Annotated in this window: 19 protein-coding genes; 17 read left to right on the top strand and 2 right to left on the bottom strand. The window is 42.4% G+C overall.

Translation table 11 applies throughout. The features are described from left to right. Positions 1 to 99 precede the first annotated feature (99 nt). Positions 100 to 942, top strand: a complete 843-nt coding sequence (locus AB4Z45_RS21560) for a sugar nucleotide-binding protein (RefSeq protein WP_441911439.1) — start codon at positions 100 to 102, stop codon at positions 940 to 942. Positions 943 to 1076: 134 nt separating this feature from the next. Here AB4Z45_RS21560 and AB4Z45_RS21555 read toward each other — a convergent pair whose 3' ends face one another. Together AB4Z45_RS21555 and AB4Z45_RS21550 are read right to left on the bottom strand one after the other, a co-directional pair. Continuing rightward, the gene (locus tag AB4Z45_RS21555; protein ID WP_441911437.1) at positions 1077 to 2828 is read right to left on the bottom strand and encodes a cache domain-containing sensor histidine kinase; all 1752 of its coding nucleotides are present in this window, start codon (positions 2826 to 2828) and stop codon (positions 1077 to 1079) included. An 8-nt stretch (positions 2829 to 2836) separates the two neighbouring features. Beyond that, entirely contained in the window at positions 2837 to 3568 is a 732-nt protein-coding gene (locus AB4Z45_RS21550; protein ID WP_441911436.1) for a response regulator transcription factor, read from the bottom strand. Positions 3569 to 3823: 255 nt separating this feature from the next. Here AB4Z45_RS21550 and AB4Z45_RS21545 point away from each other — a divergent pair, with 255 nt between their 5' ends. From AB4Z45_RS21545 to AB4Z45_RS21470, 16 genes are all read left to right on the top strand, one after another. Then, on the top strand, positions 3824 to 5146 hold the full coding sequence (locus AB4Z45_RS21545) for an ABC transporter substrate-binding protein (protein WP_441911435.1): 1323 nt from the start codon (positions 3824 to 3826) through the stop codon (positions 5144 to 5146). A gap of 96 nt (positions 5147 to 5242) precedes the next feature. Then, entirely contained in the window at positions 5243 to 6139 is an 897-nt protein-coding gene (locus AB4Z45_RS21540; RefSeq protein WP_441911434.1) for a carbohydrate ABC transporter permease, read from the top strand. Then, on the top strand, positions 6136 to 6975 hold the full coding sequence (locus tag AB4Z45_RS21535; protein ID WP_441911433.1) for a carbohydrate ABC transporter permease: 840 nt from the start codon (positions 6136 to 6138) through the stop codon (positions 6973 to 6975). The genes AB4Z45_RS21540 and AB4Z45_RS21535 overlap by 4 nt, the downstream gene beginning before the upstream one ends. An 11-nt stretch (positions 6976 to 6986) precedes the next feature. Next, entirely contained in the window at positions 6987 to 8378 is a 1392-nt protein-coding gene (locus AB4Z45_RS21530) for a family 4 glycosyl hydrolase (protein WP_441911431.1), read from the top strand. Positions 8379 to 8614: 236 nt separating this feature from the next. Then, on the top strand, positions 8615 to 9241 hold the full coding sequence (locus AB4Z45_RS21525; protein WP_441911429.1) for a hypothetical protein: 627 nt from the start codon (positions 8615 to 8617) through the stop codon (positions 9239 to 9241). 121 nt (positions 9242 to 9362) lie between these two features. Continuing rightward, entirely contained in the window at positions 9363 to 10487 is a 1125-nt protein-coding gene (locus AB4Z45_RS21520) for an NAD(P)/FAD-dependent oxidoreductase (protein ID WP_441911526.1), read from the top strand. A 57-nt stretch (positions 10488 to 10544) separates the two neighbouring features. Beyond that, positions 10545 to 10904, top strand: a complete 360-nt coding sequence (locus AB4Z45_RS21515; RefSeq protein WP_441911428.1) for an MmcQ/YjbR family DNA-binding protein — start codon at positions 10545 to 10547, stop codon at positions 10902 to 10904. 323 nt (positions 10905 to 11227) lie between these two features. After that, entirely contained in the window at positions 11228 to 12721 is a 1494-nt protein-coding gene (abc-f, locus tag AB4Z45_RS21510; RefSeq protein ID WP_441911426.1) for a ribosomal protection-like ABC-F family protein, read from the top strand. Positions 12722 to 12956: 235 nt separating this feature from the next. Next, positions 12957 to 13835, top strand: a complete 879-nt coding sequence (locus AB4Z45_RS21505) for a cation diffusion facilitator family transporter (protein WP_441911424.1) — start codon at positions 12957 to 12959, stop codon at positions 13833 to 13835. A gap of 178 nt (positions 13836 to 14013) precedes the next feature. After that, positions 14014 to 14451 (top strand): SMI1/KNR4 family protein, encoded by a 438-nt coding sequence (locus tag AB4Z45_RS21500; RefSeq protein ID WP_441911422.1) that lies wholly within the window; start codon positions 14014 to 14016, stop codon positions 14449 to 14451. 63 nt (positions 14452 to 14514) lie between these two features. Then, a complete protein-coding gene (locus AB4Z45_RS21495; RefSeq protein WP_441911421.1) occupies positions 14515 to 14838 on the top strand; it encodes a hypothetical protein in 324 nt (107 codons plus the stop codon). A gap of 353 nt (positions 14839 to 15191) precedes the next feature. After that, on the top strand, positions 15192 to 15662 hold the full coding sequence (locus AB4Z45_RS21490; RefSeq protein ID WP_441911419.1) for an SRPBCC family protein: 471 nt from the start codon (positions 15192 to 15194) through the stop codon (positions 15660 to 15662). Between the two features lie 174 nt (positions 15663 to 15836). Continuing rightward, entirely contained in the window at positions 15837 to 15995 is a 159-nt protein-coding gene (locus AB4Z45_RS21485) for a hypothetical protein (protein WP_179089773.1), read from the top strand. Between the two features lie 161 nt (positions 15996 to 16156). Beyond that, on the top strand, positions 16157 to 16882 hold the full coding sequence (locus AB4Z45_RS21480; RefSeq protein ID WP_441911418.1) for a class I SAM-dependent methyltransferase: 726 nt from the start codon (positions 16157 to 16159) through the stop codon (positions 16880 to 16882). 33 nt (positions 16883 to 16915) lie between these two features. Next, on the top strand, positions 16916 to 17917 hold the full coding sequence (locus tag AB4Z45_RS21475) for a phosphotransferase (protein ID WP_441911416.1): 1002 nt from the start codon (positions 16916 to 16918) through the stop codon (positions 17915 to 17917). A gap of 370 nt (positions 17918 to 18287) precedes the next feature. Next, entirely contained in the window at positions 18288 to 19190 is a 903-nt protein-coding gene (locus AB4Z45_RS21470; protein WP_441911415.1) for a LysR family transcriptional regulator, read from the top strand. Positions 19191 to 19235: the final 45 nt, after the last annotated feature.

Below are 19235 nucleotides of genomic sequence, written 5' to 3'. Positions count from 1 at the left end.
ATAGAAACAAGTATGGCTTGTTATGTTTTAGAGACTGCGTATCTTTTATTCGTTATGTATCGTTTTCTAATAAAGGTGTTTTGGAGGAGTGTATTTATAATGAAAAAGGTACTTATTCTAGGTGCAAGTGGTCTTGTAGGAAGAGCATTGGTCGATGAATTGCAGCACGGTTTTGACCTGTATGGCACTTATTCTTCATCATTTGTGAGTCTGCCTGCGGATAAGCAGTACAAATTAGATGTTGAGCAAATGGCTGAAATGAAGGAAATCATCCATTCGATTAAACCCGATATTGTTATTTCTTGCTTAAGAGGAGAGTTTGATCAACAGCTGTTGTTCCATAAAGAATTGGCTATGGAATTAGCTAAGCATAATAGTCGACTGTATTTCTTTTCTACGACGAACGTATTTGATGGAGACTTTTCAAAGGCTCATTTTGAAACAGATCTACCTATTTCCGGCACCGATTACGGGAAATTCAAAATCGAATGTGAACACATGCTTACAGAAATTTTGAAAGAACGAGCGATCATTGTCAGAATACCCGCGATATGGGGGAAAGATTCTCCGAGATGGAACACGGTTAAAGATAGTATCGAAAATAATAAAGAGATAGAGGTTTACAGCAATCTCATGTTTAACAATCTTCTGGATGTTTTGCTCGCTAAACAGCTGCGCTTCATGATTGAAAAAGAGCTAAAAGGAATTTTTCATTTAGACGCAGTGGATACGCTGACTCAAGGACAATTTTATGAACAAATTTTAAATCAATTAGGAATTGAAAAGAGTATATTGCGAGATCGATTATATGAGGATGATGCTGCTACATATTATTTTCAGTTGCGTTCGAATCGCGATGACTTTGCCAGCGCTCCGCGAAGCACCAATGCTGAGATGATATCATATTTAGTGAGCGATTATTTGGATAAAGAGCAGCAATAGTTTAAAAAGGATGGGGCTGCCGGCGGGCGGCTCTTTTTTTTATTAAACAGCCCTGCGACAACAGACTGATCCCGATAGGCATAGGGCGTCATCTTTCATAAAGAGGGCAGGAACAATCCCTGCCCTCTTCATTTCTATTGCTTGATTTGGGGGAGCGTAATACTGATCACGGTCCCGAGCCCCTGCTTGCTCTTTATCGTGATTTGATAGTTCCGATCATACAGCAGCTTCAGCCGTTTATTCGTATTCAATAAGCCGATGTGCTTGGACTGCTCTTCGGATGCAACCAAAGATCTCCTGATTTCGATGAGCCGGTCTGAAGGAATGCCGTTCCCGTTATCGGAGATGACAAGCCGAAGCTGTTCCCCTACGATTAAAATTTTTATTTTGATCAGGCCATTTCCGGCCTTTTCCTTTATGCCATGGTATAAGCTGTTCTCGACTAAAGGCTGGAGCAGCAGCTTCATCGTATGGAGCTTGAGAATTTCTTCGTCGTATTCAAACAGTACATCGAAGGTATCCTTGTACCGTTTCTTCTGAATATTGATGTAGCTGACGGTGTTCGCGATTTCTTCCTCCCACGTTACCTCATTGGTTGGACGGCTGAAGGAATAGGAAAGCATGTCGGACAAGTTCTCAATCATATCGCTCGCTTTGTTCGGTTTTCCTGTTAGACCGACGGTTTCCCAATAAATCGAGTTGAGCGTGTTATACAAAAAATGTGGATTGATTTGGGATTGAAGCGCAAGCAGCTCCATCACTTGAAGCTTGTATTTCTTCTCAGAGAGTTGGGTTTGAATATAGCGATGTTCAATAAAATGGGCGATCATGTTCTGAATAATGTAAGAATATTCATCATTAACTTTGCTAGGCGGTTTCAGCGGCGTGCGATTATTCTCGGCAGATCTGAGCAGCGAGGTGATGGCAAGCAGCTGCCTATAATTTTTTCGGGTCAAATAAAAGGTCAATGCAAGTCCCAAAAAGAAGGACAAGCAAGCAAAAATGATTGTATAGTTTAATATGCGCGAGGGTGTCTCGTACAACGAAGCATGCGGAATGACGGACACGTATTTCCAGTTGTACTGCTCCGATTCCACCTTCGTTACGTTGACTTCTCCCAGAGAGGAAGCCAGGTCGAAGTAGGTAGATGGGTGGTTTGCCATTTGATCCAGCTCGGCATCTGTTAAAATATTTTCTTCTTTATTGGAGAAAATAACCTGATTATTTTCGTTTAGAACGAGCAGAATTTGATCTTTATACGTGGTGATGTTGGATAAAATATTTTCAATATATTTTGGACGAACGTTTAAAATAATACCGATTTTCCGTGGCGCCAGCACGTTGTAAATGGATATTAATTCGGTCGGCTGCGTCTCGAACGCAAAAATTTTGGCTTCCCTTTTGGACGTCCATTCCGTAGCGGGCCCGTCGTATTTCATGAATTCCTCGAACCAGCCCGTATCGTTGAAACGGTTGATTGAAGACAAGCCGTCGAGTGAGGACACGAAACGGCCATTCGGATTGTCCGAGTAGAAATAAATAGAATGGATATAAGGTTTTGAGCTGGTAAGCGCATTCAAATAGCTGGAAATAATTTGGTACGAAGTAGAACTCTCATACGTATAGATCGGATTTTGCAGAACGTTGGACAGCTCATTGAAAACTTTAGCGTTCTGGTATAATGCAAGCTTCAACGTGTCTAGTTCATCCAAAATCATCTCGATCTGGCGCTGTGATTGCAATAGCAGGAAACGGCTGTTCTTGTTAATGTCTGCCTTCATGTCCCTCTGTGTGGTTATAAAGGATAACGAGCCTAATATGATTAAAGGCAATATTAAAGGAATGAGAAAAGTAGCCAAATGCTTGATAAAATAGCGCTCTTTCATCGTTTAGATCATCCGTTCTTACATTCGCTAGGTGTCTTGCCATAGTAGCTTTTGAACGTTCGGGTAAAGTTTTTGGCATTGCTGTAGCCGACCATTTCACTAATTTCGTATGTTTTATATTGGTTCTCCTGTATGAGCCTCATCGCAACCTTCATTTTCACCTGAATGAGATAATCGGTAAAATTTTGACCGGTTTTTTGTTTGAACAAATAGCTCAAATAGTTAGCATTCAAATATACCTGCTTTGCCGCATCCTCCAGATTCGCATCTTTATATTGATTCTGGATATACGCTTTAATTTGTGTAATAATCAGCCCTTCGTTGCTCGTGCCAGAAGGCGGTTGATCCAAGGCGTGCTTCGCTGCTTCCAGCTCGTCTCTCAGGCCGGCGAATACGTCCAATAAAACCTGATATTTTGCGGGCTTCACGATATAGTTGTTGACTCGATAACGAAGCGCCTTCTGGGCATATTCGAACTCGCGGTAGCTGCTAAGAAAAATAACATGAATATTATGCTTCTGCTCATGAATGACCTCGGCAAGCTCAAGGCCGGACATGACAGGCATTTTAATATCGGTAAGGATGACATCGATTTTGTCATGATTTTGAATGAAATTCAATGCTTCCTTACCGTTTCCGCATTGGCCGATAATTTGAAAACCGACCTCCTGCCACGGAAAGTAGGAAGATAAAGCTTCTCTTGTATCCGCTTCATCATCAACTAGCAGCAGCCTGTACATCTCATCACCTCTTAACGATGTAGTCTTCCTTTGCTGATAATGAGATTATAGCACAGCAGGATCAGGCTAATGTGTTCATAGAGGAGCCATGCGGCATCTAAGATAAAAATGATACGTTAACCGATAAAATGATACTACGGAATGGGATTACTCAAATAATGATACTTAAATCTAAGATTAGATGCCTTATGTAAATAATCGATCAACCCTATACTTTAGAAAGCGTTTCCAAGAAAACAAAAGGGAGAGGTTCATATGTACCGATTGAAAGGATTAAACGGTTTCATTGCTTTGATAGTCGTATTTGCAATCATCATTTCAGGTTGTTCCTCCGGGAAACCGGACAAAGAAAATCAAGGCAGCGGCTCGGATAAGAAGGTTACCCTGCGCTTTAGCTGGTGGGGTGGCGACGGCCGCCATGAAGCTACGCTTGCTGCTATAGAAGCGTACAAGAAGATTGCGCCGAACGTGACGATCGAAGCGGAATACCAGGGCTTTGACGGCTATGTGCAAAAGGTCAAAACACAGCTGGCCAGCGCTACGTCCGCCGATATTATTCAGCTTGACGTTCCATGGATGAAGGAACTGACGAAAAATGACTTTTTCCTCGATCTTAGCAAGCAGGAAGGACTGTCGTTGGAGGGCTTTGATCAAGACTTCCTGAACAATTTCAGCGTTTATAACGACAAAATGGTAGCGCTCCCTTCCGGCGTAAATGCTTATGCGCTCGTTATTAACAAGACAGCAGCCGATAAGCTCGGCGTACCGACCGATATTCAGTGGGACTGGGATACCCTCTACGAGGAAGGCAAGAAGCTTCACGATAAAGACAATACCAAGTATTTGCTTCTTGCTGACCACGGCATGCTGATGCAGGATTTCACGAACATGCTTAAGCAGCGGACCGGAACTCAGTGGATCAATGAAGATTATTCGCTTGGCTTTACGAAAGAGGAAGCCGCGGGTGCCTTGGAATGGATCGACAAGGCCATGAAAGCTGGCGTATACCAGCCGCTCGGAGAATCCGATTTATTTTTCGGCAAAACCGAACAGAATCCGAAATGGATCAATCAAGATATTCCGATCATCTCGGCTATGAGCAGTACGCTCTTGTCGCTTCGCTCGGTGCTGCCTGAAGGTGTGGAAGTCGTGACTGCCTTGCCTGCCATCGATAAAAATGCGAAAAACTCAGCCGTATTGGTAAGGCCCTCGCAGTTGATTGCCGTAAGCAGCAAGTCGAAGCACCCGGAAGAGTCCGTGAAATTTCTGAACTGGCTGATGAATGACGCAGAAACAGCAGTTATCTTAGGCGATGTCCGCTCCATTCCAGCATCCTCTTCCGCACAAACCGCTGCTGTAGAGGCAGGAAAAATAGACGAAGCGATTACGAAAGCAGTCGAAATGGGTCTGAAAAACGCAGGCATTGTAGATAATGCAATCTCTACTAACTCGGAGGTATCCGCTCTGCTGCAGGATGTTATCGAGAAAGTGGCTTATGGTAAGCTGACGCCAGACAAGGCCGCGCAAGAGCTCGTTAGCAGCCTGGAGAAAAAACTGAAAGAGCTGCAAGGAAGATAAACGGATTTTAAAGAACGGGGTGCGCGCCAGTGAAAGCTTAGCGATTGACTGGCGTGCTCTCCCCTCATTTCCGATAGAGAATAGGAGTGTGAGCCAGTGACCAGGAAGAAGCGCAGCTTTCGATATATCGGACTTCTATATGTTCTTCCATGGATTCTGGGGCTGCTCATTTTTCAGTTGTATCCCTTCATCGCGTCTTTTTATTATTCCTTGACGGATTACAACATGGTGAATGCCCCCAAATTCATTGGTTTGGATAATTATAAACAAATTTTCATGAATGATCCCGGCTTTACCCAAGCGCTAAAAGTAACGTCGATTTATGTAATTCTTGCCGTGCCGGTGAAGCTCGCCTTTGCCTTATTCGTTGCTATCGTGCTTAGCGCCAAGCTGCGTGCCATTAATTTGTTTCGAACCATCTATTATTTGCCTTCGATTCTTGGCGGAAGCGTGGCGATATCGGTGCTTTGGCGGTTTCTGTTCATGAAGGACGGCGTCGTCAACAGCTTGCTGGCTAATGTCGGCATTCCTTCAATCGATTGGCTGGGCAACCCCGATATCGCGCTTTATACACTCGGTTTATTATCAGTTTGGCAATTTGGGTCTTCAATGGTTTTATTTCTAGCAGGTATTCAGCAAATTCCCAGTGACCTGTACGAAGCTGGTTCCATCGACGGTGCCTCCAAGACCCGCATGTTCTTTAAAATTACCGTGCCGCTGCTGACGCCAATTGTCCTGTTCAATCTGGTCATGCAGATGGTCAACGCGTTCCAAGAATTTACCGGCGCCTTCGTTATTACGAGCGGCGGACCGATGAAGTCTACTTATCTCTATGCTTTGAAGCTGTATGAGGAAGCCTTCACCTTCTTTAAAATGGGGTACGCTTCAGCGCTGTCATGGGTCTTGTTCGCGATCATTATGGTCGTAACGGGCATTATTTTCAAAACCTCTAACCGCTGGGTCTACTATGAAGACGGAGGTAAAACCAAATGACGCATACCAGCTCGAATAAGTGGTTGTCTTATGTGCTGTTGACATTGTTAGGCTTTGTCATGATTTATCCGTTAATATGGCTGTTTGTTTCATCGTTTAAGACGAATCAAGATATTTTCGGCTCCAGCAAGCTGTTTGCGGATACCTACGTTTGGGATTCCTATTCCTTGGGCTGGGCAGGAACTGGCCAATACGGCTTTCAGCATTTTTTTGTTAATACGCTTAAAATGGTGCTGCCTACGGTTGTTCTTACAATCATCTCGAGTGTTATCGTTGCTTATGGATTTTCTCGGTTTGTGTTTCCGCTTCGAACGTTTCTGTTCTCCATTATGATGGCGACGTTGATGCTGCCGGATGCTACCGTTATGATTCCACGTTATATCCTGTTCAATAATCTCGGCTGGCTGGACACTTATTTGCCGTTTATCGTACCATCGGCTTTCGCAACCTCAGCTTTTTTCATCTATATGCTTATTCAGTTTTTTCGGGGATTGCCAAGAGAACTGGATGAATCGGCTACAATTGACGGCTGCAATTCGTTTATGATTCTCATTCGGGTACTGCTGCCCTTGTGCAAGCCGGCTCTTTTCTCCGTGGGCATCTTTCAGTTCATTTGGACCTGGAATGACTTCTTTAACTCAATCATTTATATAAGCAGCGTAAAAAAATTCACGGTCTCGCTTGGCCTGCGCTTGTCGCTGGATGCCTCCTCGGCCGTTTCGTGGAATCAGGTGCTTGCGATGTCGGTTGTGAGCGTCGTTCCTTGCATTTTGTTATTCTTTTTGGCGCAGAAATATTTTGTTGAAGGCATCTCCACTACAGGATTAAAAGGATAAGGAGAAACGATATGAAACCGGATGAGAAACGTAAAGAGAACGTTCAAATTGCTTATATCGGAGGCGGCTCCCGCGGCTGGGCTTGGGGATTGATGAGCGACCTTGCAGCAGAAAGCGAGCTTGCCGGCACTGTTAAGCTGTATGATATTCATTATGAATCAGCCGCGCAAAATGCGATCATCGGCAACAGGCTGTCGCAGGCGGCTGACACAAAGGGTAAGTGGAGCTATGAGGCAGTGCCTGCATTGCAAGACGCATTGCAAGGTGCAGATTTTATCATCATTTCCATCTTGCCAGGAACCTTTGCCGAGATGGAATCGGATGTCCATTTACCGGAAGAATACGGGATTTACCAGTCGGTGGGTGATACAGTAGGGCCAGGCGGACTTGTCCGTGCGCTCCGTACCATCCCGCTATATGTCGAGATTGCGAATGCGATCAAACAATATGCGCCAGCTGCGTGGGTCATTAACTATACCAACCCAATGACGCTGTGCACGAGAACGCTTTACGAGGTGTTTCCGGAGGTGAAGGCCATCGGATGCTGCCACGAGGTGTTTGGCACGCAGCATTTGCTCGCTTCCATGGTGGAGAAAAAGCTGGGTGTCCCTTCGGTTGACCGGCGTGACATCAAGGTTAATGTACTGGGCATCAATCATTTTACATGGCTGGACAGAGCCTCTTACCAAGGCATCGATTTATTCCCGCTTTACAAGGAATTCGTGGAAGAGCATTATGCGGAAGGGTATGAAGGCAAGAAAAAAGGCCACTGGCTCAACGATCATTTTGCTTCTGCGCAGCGGGTCAAATTTGATTTATTCCGCAAGTACGGCATCATTGCTGCGGCTGGCGATAGGCATTTGGCGGAGTTTATGCCGGGCGAGCTTTATTTAAAGAACCCTGAGACGGTGCAAAGCTGGAAATTCAGCCTAACGAAGGTGGATTGGCGAAAGAAAAACCAGGCAGAACTTTATGCCAAGGGCCAGCGGCTAGCAACTGGAGAGGAAGCTTTCGAGGTGAAGCCTACTGGGGAGGAAGGCATCGAGATGATAAAAGCATTACTCGGAATGGGCGAGCTGATTACGAACGTAAATATGCCGAATCGCGGACAGATCGAAGGTTTGCCGGCGGGTGCCGTAGTGGAGACGAACGCTGTATTCGGTTATAACCGCGTAAGCCCGATTGTTGCTGGCAGGCTTATTCCTGAGGTAGAGCAGCTGGTGCTGCCGCATGTAATGAATCAGGAAATGACACTTAAAGCTGCCCTGAACAAAGACAAAGCCTTGGCGTTTCAGGCTTTCATGAACGATCCGCTTGTCAGTCTGCCTAATCAAGCTGGCACAGCATTGTTTGAGAAAATGCTTCAGAACACGAAGTCGATGCTGCCTGGCTGGGACCTGTAGCAAAAACAACAAGTAAAGCAATTCCTTTTTGAGAGGGAATTGCTTTTTTTGTTTGTGCTGTCGCTGTAAGTTCAAGACCGCTGATGGCGGTCTTTTCTTATGTTTGTTTTTATTTTAGTGGTAAGTGTGTGTCTAACTGAAAGATTAATTCAATAAGGATGAAAAACCAATATATGTTAAGATATTTATACAATATCATTTGGGAGTAACGATGTGGACTGCTAAGGAGGGCAGATATGACTATAAAAGCGAGATACATTTTGCTTGCTGTATTAATAATTAGTGTGACCATATTAATTTTAATGCTGTCATCAAGACAAGAGAAATTTATTCATAAAACAGCAATTAACGAAAAGATAGTTCAAACTAGAAGTTTTAGCGTGAGTTCTGATTCTACAGATTTGAATACATCAGCAAAAGGAACATTATTTATCAAGGGAGACAAAGGAATTCCGGAACATATACAGATTGTTGCTTCGATTTCAATTGACCCTAAAGACTGGGGGGGTGTTGCTTTCAATATTCCTGATAAATGGTATATTTCAAACATTACAAGCAGTTTTCCTGAAAAAGAAACAAAATCCATACCTGCGGACTATATAACGACATTGACTACCGCGGATACAGAAAATAAATGGAGAGCAATAATTGAAGTTGGAAGAGGACGAGACGCCTATAAATCAACGGGAGGCGGTACAGGAACGGTTGTGATTGACTTAGTTTCTGATAAAAAGGCAATACAAGAGTCAGATCAATTCAGTATTTCGGTTGCGGTGGGCTCAGATGAAAAAGATGGTGTAAAGATTGTAGGACCTGATTATGTTGAAATACCTATATCGTTAACGGATATGTCAGATGATTAAAATTAGATAATAGACCATTGCACTTCATGAGAAACTTAAAGTGCCGCGTCATACGCGGCTTTTTCTATTTGAGAGGGATCTCGTTATAATGAGAAGAGCGATTATAGAAAGAAGTGAAATCATCATGAAGATCATTGTCATTGGTGCAGGAATTGCTGGAGCATCAACCGCATACCATTTGGCTAAGCAAGGTGCAGATGTCCTCATTATCGATAGGAAAGATGAAGGACAGGCTACGGATGCAGCAGCTGGCATTATTTGTCCTTGGCTGTCGCAGCGGCGCAATAAGGCGTGGTATCGCCTTGCTAAGGCTGGAGCGAGTTATTACCCTGTATTAATTGAAGAGCTGGAAAGTGAAGGGGAAACCGAAACCGGATATGCCAAGGTCGGCGCCCTCAGTATACATATGGATTCGGAGAAAATCGAGAAGATGGAAGAGAGAGCTTACAAGCGTTTAGAAGAAGCTCCAGAAATCGGTGAGATTACGCAGCTTGATGAACATCGGACCCGAGAGCTCTTCCCTCTGCTCGTCGAAGGATATTCTTCCGTTCATATTAGCGGAGCTGCTCGTGTGGACGGCCGTGCGCTGCGTGATGCTTTGCTACGATCTGCACAGAGGAATGGGGCTGAGCTTATCTATGGGGATGCTAGGCTTGAATATCAATCCACGCGAATAACGGGTGTAACGGCCCAGGCAATTAGTTATCCGGCTGACATCGTGATCGTCTGTGCAGGGGCTTGGGCTGGGCAGCTGCTGCAACCGCTGGGCATTGATTTTAAAGTGAGTTATCAGAAAGCGCAAATTATGCATTTGCAGCTTCCAGATGCCAAACAGAATACTGGCAGCTGGCCGGTTGTTATGCCGCCTTCCGATCAATATTTACTCGCCTTTGATCAGCAAAAAATCGTCATAGGAGCAACTCATGAAAATGATATTGAAGGTTATGATACGAGGATCACACCCGGTGGTATGCATGAAATTTTAAGCAAATGTCTTCCATTTGCACCTGATCTGGCAGATAGTACATTTCAGGAAGTAAGAGTAGGCTTTCGCCCTTTTACTGCCGATTTTCTTCCGGTTATAGGCGCCATTCCAGATTGGGAGGGACTGCTTGCGGTAAACGGTCTTGGGGCTTCCGGCTTGACGATGGGGCCTTATATCGGAGACCAGTTGGCTAAGCTAGCACTAGGAATGGAAGTCGATATCGATTTAACCGATCATGAAATTTGTAAAGCCATTAACTGAGCTGTAGGATAAATTCATAATGAGTCATTTTAATATCGTAGAAGGAGAGCTGCTGTTTTGAAGAATAATATCATCGAATACTGTTTAACGAAGAACGGAGCGTCTAAGGATTATCCCTTCGGATTCGAACCGTTGGTCATCAAAGTTGCAGGTAAAATATTCGCGTTTATTTTTGAGGACAAAGGGGAGCATCTTCGCTTAAACCTGAAATGTGATCCGATAATTGCGGAAAACTTAAGAGAACAGCATGAGGCTGTTCGACCAGGATACCATATGAATAAAAAACATTGGAATACAGTTACGATCGACGGTACTTTGCCAGAGTCGGATGTTTTTGAAATGATTGATCATTCTTACGAGCTGGTTGTCAAAAGTCTTTCTAAGAGCCTTCGAGAATCTATTAACGAAAAGAACTAAATGGCTCAGAGCGTATGACGGGACTTCGCAGGTTGTAGTTAAATTAAGATTATGATAAACTGTACCTAATTTTGATGACGGGAGTTGAACGAATACAATGTAGAACTTTCTTGCTGTGAGATCACGAATAGAACGAACTCAGCGATCCGCTGTGGTTGGTTTATTTCGTCTCTGCAAGAAAGGTCTGCATTTCGTTTGCGCTCCCTATCCGGCTAGTCATCCAGTCCCATAAAATGGGGCTGTATTTCCTCGTATGGATTAGAGACGCAAGAAAGCACCTTTCTTGCGTCTCTTTTTTATTTCCATACGAAAGGATGATCGCCATGCCCGCGATTCAAGTATCTAATCTCACTTTTGCCTATCCAGGCAGCTATGACCTCATATTCGAAAAGGTTCATTTTCAAATCGATACAGACTGGAAGCTCGGGTTTACAGGGCGAAACGGTCGGGGCAAAACGACGTTCTTTAACCTGCTGCAAGGGAAATACGAATACAGCGGCAAGATCTCCGCACCCGTTGCCTTTGATTATTTTCCGTTTCCCGTCGAGCATCCGGAATATTTGACCGTCGACGTCATCGAAGAAATCGTGCCAGACTATGAGCGCTGGAAGCTGATGCGTGAACTGAATCTGCTTAAGGTTTCGGAAGATGTGTTGTACCGGCCATTCGAAACGCTGTCCCAAGGCGAGCAAACGAAGGTACTGCTTGCCGTGCTGTTCATCCAGGACAATCGCTTTCTGCTCATCGACGAGCCAACCAATCATCTCGACTTGCATGCACGTAAACTCGTCGGTGATTATTTAAACACGAAGCGCGGTTTTATTCTTGTGTCACATGACCGCTCATTTCTCGACCGCTGTGTCGATCATATTTTATCGATCAACAAAACAAATATAGACATTCAAAAAGGCAACTTCTCCAGCTGGTGGACGAACAAAACTCGTCAGGACACGTTCGAATTGGCACAAAACGAAAAGCTATATAAAGATATCGAGCGCTTATCCAGCTCTGTCAAACGCACGAGCGGCTGGTCCCACGAGATTGAAAAATCGAAAAACGGCACACGAAACTCCGGTTCCAAGCTGGATAAAGGATATGTCGGGCACAAAGCTGCTAAAATGATGAAACGCGCGAAATCCATTGAGCAGCGGCAAAACGCCGCTGTAGAAGAGAAATCGAAACTGCTTCGAAATATTGAACAGTCAGAAAGCCTTGCGATCTCTCAACTCGCGTATTCCAAATCCGAACTGGCTGTGCTGGATCACGTCTCGATTTATTACGGGGAAAAATCAGTTTGCGAGAACGTTAGCTTGACGATCGAACAAGGGGATCGGATCGCCATTTCGGGTCCAAACGGCTCGGGTAAGTCTAGCGTGCTCCACCTGCTAAACGGCGAGGCGCTTCACTATACGGGCACGTTTCGGGTTGATCCTCAGCTGCGCGTTTCCTATGTATCCCAGAATACTTCTCATCTGCAAGGGTCACTTTCGGAATATGCAGCAGAGCACGGAATCGACGAAAGTTTATTTAAGAGCGTGCTGCGAAAGCTTGATTTCTCCCGTATCCAGTTTGAGAAGGATATGTCGGCGTTTAGCGGCGGACAGAAGAAAAAGGTTCTGATCGCGAGAAGTCTATGTGAAGAGGCTCATCTGCATATTTGGGACGAACCGCTGAACTTTGTTGACGTCATTTCCCGGATGCAGATTGAGGAGCTGCTGCATGAGTACGCACCGACCATTGTGTTCGTGGAACATGATCGTGAATTTCACGACCGTGTCGCCACAAAAACGATTGAACTGACAGGAAACTTTGACTAAAAATCGTATCGTTTAAACGAAACAGCAGCCATAGGGCTGCTGTTTTTTTGTGTGTAATCAAAGTCCAATTTTATTATTTTCCAGTTGCATGATTCGATATAAAAATTGGGGCTGTGCAACACTGTTTGTCTGAGCTTATTTTTGATGCCAAAAACAAAACTGTTTCTCTAGACCCACACGCATTCTATCAAGTAACATAGGTTTTGTTCTGCAAAACCGACTGGGAGTGAAATAAGTGCAAGAAACGTATGATGAGATCAAACAAGGCGAAAAAGGTGCATGGCTGAGCATTGGCGCTTATATTTTCTTGTCCGCAATAAAGTTAATTATAGGTTACTTCACTGGCTCCGAAGCCTTATCAGCTGATGGTCTGAACAACTCAACCGATATTATTGCTTCTATAGCTGTGTTGATCGGGCTTAAAATATCACGGAAACCACCGGACAAAAACCATCGGTATGGTCATTACAGAGCTGAAACGGTAGCTGCCCTAATCGCTTCTTTTATAATGTTCGCTGTTGGTATACAAGTATTGTATCAGACGGTTATGAAGTTCAGAGCTCCAACAATTGAATCACCTGATATTATTGCAGCTTGGACTGCCCTATTTTGTGCCATAGCCATTTATTTCGTTTATCTTTACAACATTCGTTTAGCAAAAAAAATAAACAGTCACGCAATGATGGCGGCCGCACAAGATAATCGTTCGGATGCTCTTGTAAGCATGGGAGCTTTTGTTGGCATCATCGGTTCACAATTTGGCTTGCCATGGCTTGACCCAGTCACAGCTCTAATTGTAGGCATCATTATTTGTAAAACAGCATGGGATATTTTTCGTGATTGTTCACATGCGCTTACAGACGGTTTCGATCATGAAGAACTTCAAACCATTAAACAAACCGTTTCCGATACCCCAGGTGTAGAGAAAATAATCGATATAAAAGCTCGTATTCACGGGAATAACAAGCTGGTAGACGTAACGATTGCCGTAGACCATCAGCTAAATGTAGGCGAAAGCCATGACATTTCAGAACAAATTGAGAGACGTATTGCTGAATTGCACAGCATTTCCTACGTACACATTCACATAGAGCCCTTTTTGGCGAGTAGTTAAGTAGACAGAGTAAGTTCAGATGTCTGTTACTGAAATAACGGTAACAGCTGACCGTATCACTATGCATTTTCATTAAGGGATGGATGCAGATAATCTATGTTTAACGAAAACTCAATAGAGAATAGGAGATTTTGTTCTGAATAGACATCAAATATTGAAGCTGTTGCATGATAACAAATTGCAAACGAATATACCTTTTGAAGGATGTACAGAAGCAGAACTTAGCTTATTGGAAAGTGAGGTTGGCAATAAATTACCATTTGCTTATCAAGAATTCTTATTGGCAGCTGGTCATAATCATGGGAAATTGTTTCAAGGAAGCGATAGTGGATTCTCGCAGCTGAGGGATTTACAGATTGAAGCTAGAGAATTAGTAAGAGAGAATAATTATCCGATAATACTTTTAGAGAACGCATTTATATTCTCGATGCATCAAGGATATGAAATTCGATTTTTTGAGTTAAATGGAAATGACAATTCACCTGTCCTGGAGTGGTATGAAGGAAGTGATAAGGGGATTGTTATGCTCTCTGAATCATTTGAAGATTTTTTGCAAACGCAAATTGAACAGCACTCACATGTCAAATTCAAAATATCCAGCGTGTTGGATGAATGAAAACGGAATTGAAGCTATCAATGGATGCCCTATAATAAGATCATCATCAGAAAGGAATTGAACATGGCAGTAATAACTTTATGCGGTTCTACAAAATTCAAAGATCAATTTGAAAAAGTAAACGCGTTTCTTACACTTCAAGGCAATATTGTTATTAGCGTTGCTTTTTTTGAACAAAGCGATGGTTTTAAAATTACAGAAGAACAAGCAGAGTTACTAGGGCATCTGCATTTTAGAAAAATAGATATTTCTGATGAAATATTCGTAATTGATGTGGATGGATATATAGGCAACAGTACAAAAAAAGAGATTCAATATGCTGAAGAAAAAGGTAAGGCAATCCGTTACTTTTCCGATGGCGAGATTCCCTCAAATATATTCAGCTAACGGATAACTATGGTGGAAGAGTTGCAGATGTGCAGTCCCCCATAATATAAGTTGTGTGTTTTTCCATCTTATAACATCCTCTCATCCCATAGTTTGAATTATTCTTGCAGATAACCGATGAACTCAGCCTCTAATTAGACAACGAATGAGAAATTAGAATATCGACAGCTTCCAAAAAAAATTAACTTTATTTTATCAAGCTGGCAGGCAGCGAATTTCCAGTAATGATAAAATGAAATTGCAGCTGGAGAAGGTGTTTATTAACTTCTGATCATTGGCTGCCTAAAGAGTTATTTTAAAAATGGGTACAATGCTGGCTTTAAGAGTATTTGTAGCTTAATGAGGTGTTGGGATTGGTTACTGTTAAAACCGAGGTTCTTATAAATGCTCCAATACATCATTGTTTTGATCTAGCGAGGAATATAGACGTACATACTCAAACGGTCTGGAAACATACGAAGGAGAGGGCCATAGCAGGAACGATTGAAGGCATGATTAATAAAGGAGAAACCGTGACCTTTCAGGCTACTCATTTTCTAATCAGACAAAAACTAACTTCGAAAATTACGGAATATGAAAGACCCTATCTTTTTGTAGACGAAATGAGCAAGGGGGCATTTAAAAGTTTAAGACATGAGCATATATTTGAGGAACATGATGGAATGACATTAATGAAAGACATATTGGTTTTTGAAGCTCCGTTTGGAATAATTGGATGGATCACAGAAAGATTGATATTAAAAAGGTACATGAAAAGTTTTTTGGAGCATCGAAATAATCAATTAAAGATAACGGCAGAAGAACTAGTCACTAACCTTGATTGACCTCGTTTAAACGCTTTGTTCTGGCAAGCTTCTCTTAACAATCAAGCAAGATGATAGAAACCATATATGAATAGGTACTACAAAAAGTTGGTACTCGTTTCAAGAAAAGGTTTTTATTAGAATTGATCTGTAAGGAAGCAGTGATTGCTGGATTACGAGCTGGGAGGCATCAATATGTCATTTTTAGCACTGATTGTATTGTTAATCATAGGAGTAATCATGTTAGTGGTCGGATTTGCAGCTAAAAAGAATTGGCTTAAGCTGTTATCCATTATCCCGCTAGCTATTTCTACGTGGCATTTTTCAAATTTGTTTTTGATAGGTTATGGTTGAAAATTGTGAGCATATCTCTAGCATTATTTCCAGCTCTTAAAAAATAATCATTTGATCCAAGAGGAGGCAGCCATTGTGATGGCTGTCTTTTACCTCATAACTGAAAAATTATGGTATTATCATGCTGCTGTTATAGCTAGAAATAGGAGGGTGTGAACAATATGAAGGAAAAGGTTGTCACAGCGTACGACAAACTTGCAAAAGACTACGAAAAGCATGTGGATACTGAGAGCGGGCACAACGCTTATTATGAGCGGCCAGCAATGATGAAACTTATGCCAAATGATATGAATTCACTTACAGTTCTTGATGCTGGCTGTGCTGCAGGTTGGTATTCGGAGCAATTTTTAAAGCGCGGTGCTCAAGTAACGGCTATTGATTTGAGTCCTGCTATGGTAGAAGCATGCAAAAGGCGAGTTGGTCATGAGGCAGAAGTATTCGCTTGTGATTTAACGGAGCCCCTCCCATTTGAAAACGAAACTTTCAACCTTATAGTAAGCTCATTAACCCTGCACTATATCGATGATTGGGCCCCAACCTTTCAAGAATTCCATCGCATATTGAAACCGGGTGGACAAGTTGTTTTCTCCGTGCATCATCCATTTATGGACTTTAAACATTTTGAAAGACCTGATTATTTTGCTCACGAACTGCTTATGGAAATCTGGAACAAGAAAGAATCTGGCCCAGTGGAGGTTACATTTTATAGGAGGCCTCTTCAAGAGATTCTGAATGTCACATCTGCCCAATTTATCATTGATCAAATCATCGAGCCGCAGCCGGATTTAGCTTTTAAAGATCAACCAGATGCTATGGATTGGTATAAGCGTTGGTATGATCGTCTTTCGACTAATCCTCATTTTCTCATTGTGAAGGCACGGAAATAGAAAGATAGAATTATTAATTAGGATATGGGGGATATGATGCAGACATTAATCGATGAGCTAATACATTATTATTTTATTCATCCGAGCTATGAAATCGAGTCCGTTCCTTTTGGTTTAACAAACCTCACGAAGATTGTTAAAATCAATGATCGAAAATATGTAGTCCGCATCTACGATCGCTATACGAAAAATGTACAAAGCATGGAAATGGAATCGAAAATAACTTCGTTTTTGAGTGGCAGTAATCTTACTTTTCAAGTGCCTGTATTTCTTCGGACGCTCAATGGGGAGGAATACATACAATTAGCAGACGGTACTTTAGGTGCGGTCGTATCATTTATTGAAGGCCGTGTACCAGAAATAGTAGAAGCACAACAAGCCTTGAAGTTTGGTCAGGTAGTTGGAGAAATCTCTTCAACACTGAGCAAATATGAAACTGATTTGCTAGATCACCATGGAAAAGCTTTCTCAGATCTTTATGATCTTCATCCACTCGCCCATCGTAATGATGTAACTTCTTTTATTGAAAATCCGCCATTTCACATTTCTGAATCCCACCTGAACTTCTATAAAAATATGATTTTGTCCGTTGAGATGTCCATCTACCAGCTAAAAAGTTTGCCAAGGCAGCTCGTTCATCATGATTTGCTTATATTCAACCTATTGTCCCAAAACAACAACATATGTGGCGTATTGGATTTTGATTTCACTTCGATTGATGCTAGTTTTATGGAATTTGCCATTAGCCTTAATCATATTTCGCAAATGTCGGATGGATCTTTGGAAATGACTGAAGCCTATATTAAGGGGTATGCCGTTTATCGCAAGGCAACTATTCAAGAAATTAATCATTTGCAGCACTTGACGCAGATTTATCATATTGCAGTTCTCCATATCTATATAGGCCAGCATTACTCAGGAAAATCGATTGAAGCTAACTTCAACTATATACTCCATCAATTTCAAACACGAAATAACTGGTTGAATCAGCATCGTGAGGCCTTGCAAGCACGACTTGAATTGTATCTGGTTTGAGAAATTCTGGGCTCAAGCACCGCTTGATATACAAAAAGTACGTATTGTTAGCTCCATTTATGAGTGAAGCTGCAATTGACGAGTACTCGAAGCAATCTTTTGAGAAAGAAGGCTTAAAAGTACTGGTGTCGATCGCACCTTTCATCAGTAGAGGTATATTGAGTGATTGTACTGAAAGCAGTGCTATAGCGAAAAACTGAAGGATGGACGTAAAGTTAGTCTTCCAGCGATAGCTTTAAAGAACGTTTGGGAATCCGCTGCAATTCGGGTTCCTTTTTCTTATGCTTAAACGGCAGACTATGCAATGATTGGCTTGTTTTATATGTATAATGTAAGAAAGACAAGCAGGATATTAGAAGGGAGTATTTCATTGACTCTACAACAATTAAAATACGTAATTGAGGTCGCCAATCGAGGCTCCATTAATGAGGCAGCCAAGCGGTTGTTTATTTCTCAGCCTAGTCTTTCCAATGCCATTAAGGATCTGGAAGAGGAAATGCAGCTAGAGATTTTCGAGAGATCTAATAAAGGAATTTCACTTTCTAAGGAAGGTGTTGAGTTTTTAAGTTATGCAAGGCAAGTCGTTGAGCAGGCGGAATTGTTGGAAAGCCGTTACCTGAATGCCAAGCCTTCGCCGCAGCATTTTTCGGTTTCTACTCAGCATTATGCTTTTGCAGTGAATGCATTTGTCAGTTTGGTTCGCGAGTATGGTCAGGAAGAATATGAATTAACATTACGTGAGACTAAAACCTACGAAATTATTGAAGATGTTAAAAGCCTGCGCAGCGAGATTGGAATCTTGTATCTTAACGAGTTCAATGGGAAGGTAATCAATAAGCTGCTCAAAACGGCGAATTTACAGTTTATTAGCTTATTTACAGCTAAGCCTCATATTTTCATCAGCATTAATAACCCGTTAGCCAATCAATCGATCGTGACCATTGATCAGCTTCAAAATTATCCCTATTTGTCCTTTGACCAAGGCGAATACAATTCTTTTCATTTTTCAGAAGAAATTTTAAGTACGATGACTCATAAAAAAAGCATCCGTGTAAACGATCGGGCAACGCTGTTTAATCTCCTGATTGGACTAAACGGATATACGATATCGACTGGTGTTTTAAGCGCTGATTTAAACGGCAATGAGATTATTCCAGTACCGCTCGATTGCGAGGAGACGATCAATGTAGGTTGGATTTCGCAGCGAAATGCTTCCTTATCCAAGCTTGGATCAGCATATATTGAGGCGCTCAAACAAACGATTGGCAAATAAAAATGCGGGTATAGCTTAAGGCTATGACTAGATATAGTTTAATCC

The organism is Paenibacillus sp. MCAF9 (assembly GCF_052114265.1).
Taxonomy (GTDB): Bacteria; Bacillota; Bacilli; order Paenibacillales; family Paenibacillaceae; genus Pristimantibacillus.
This window is presented reverse-complemented; position numbering and strand designations above follow the sequence as displayed.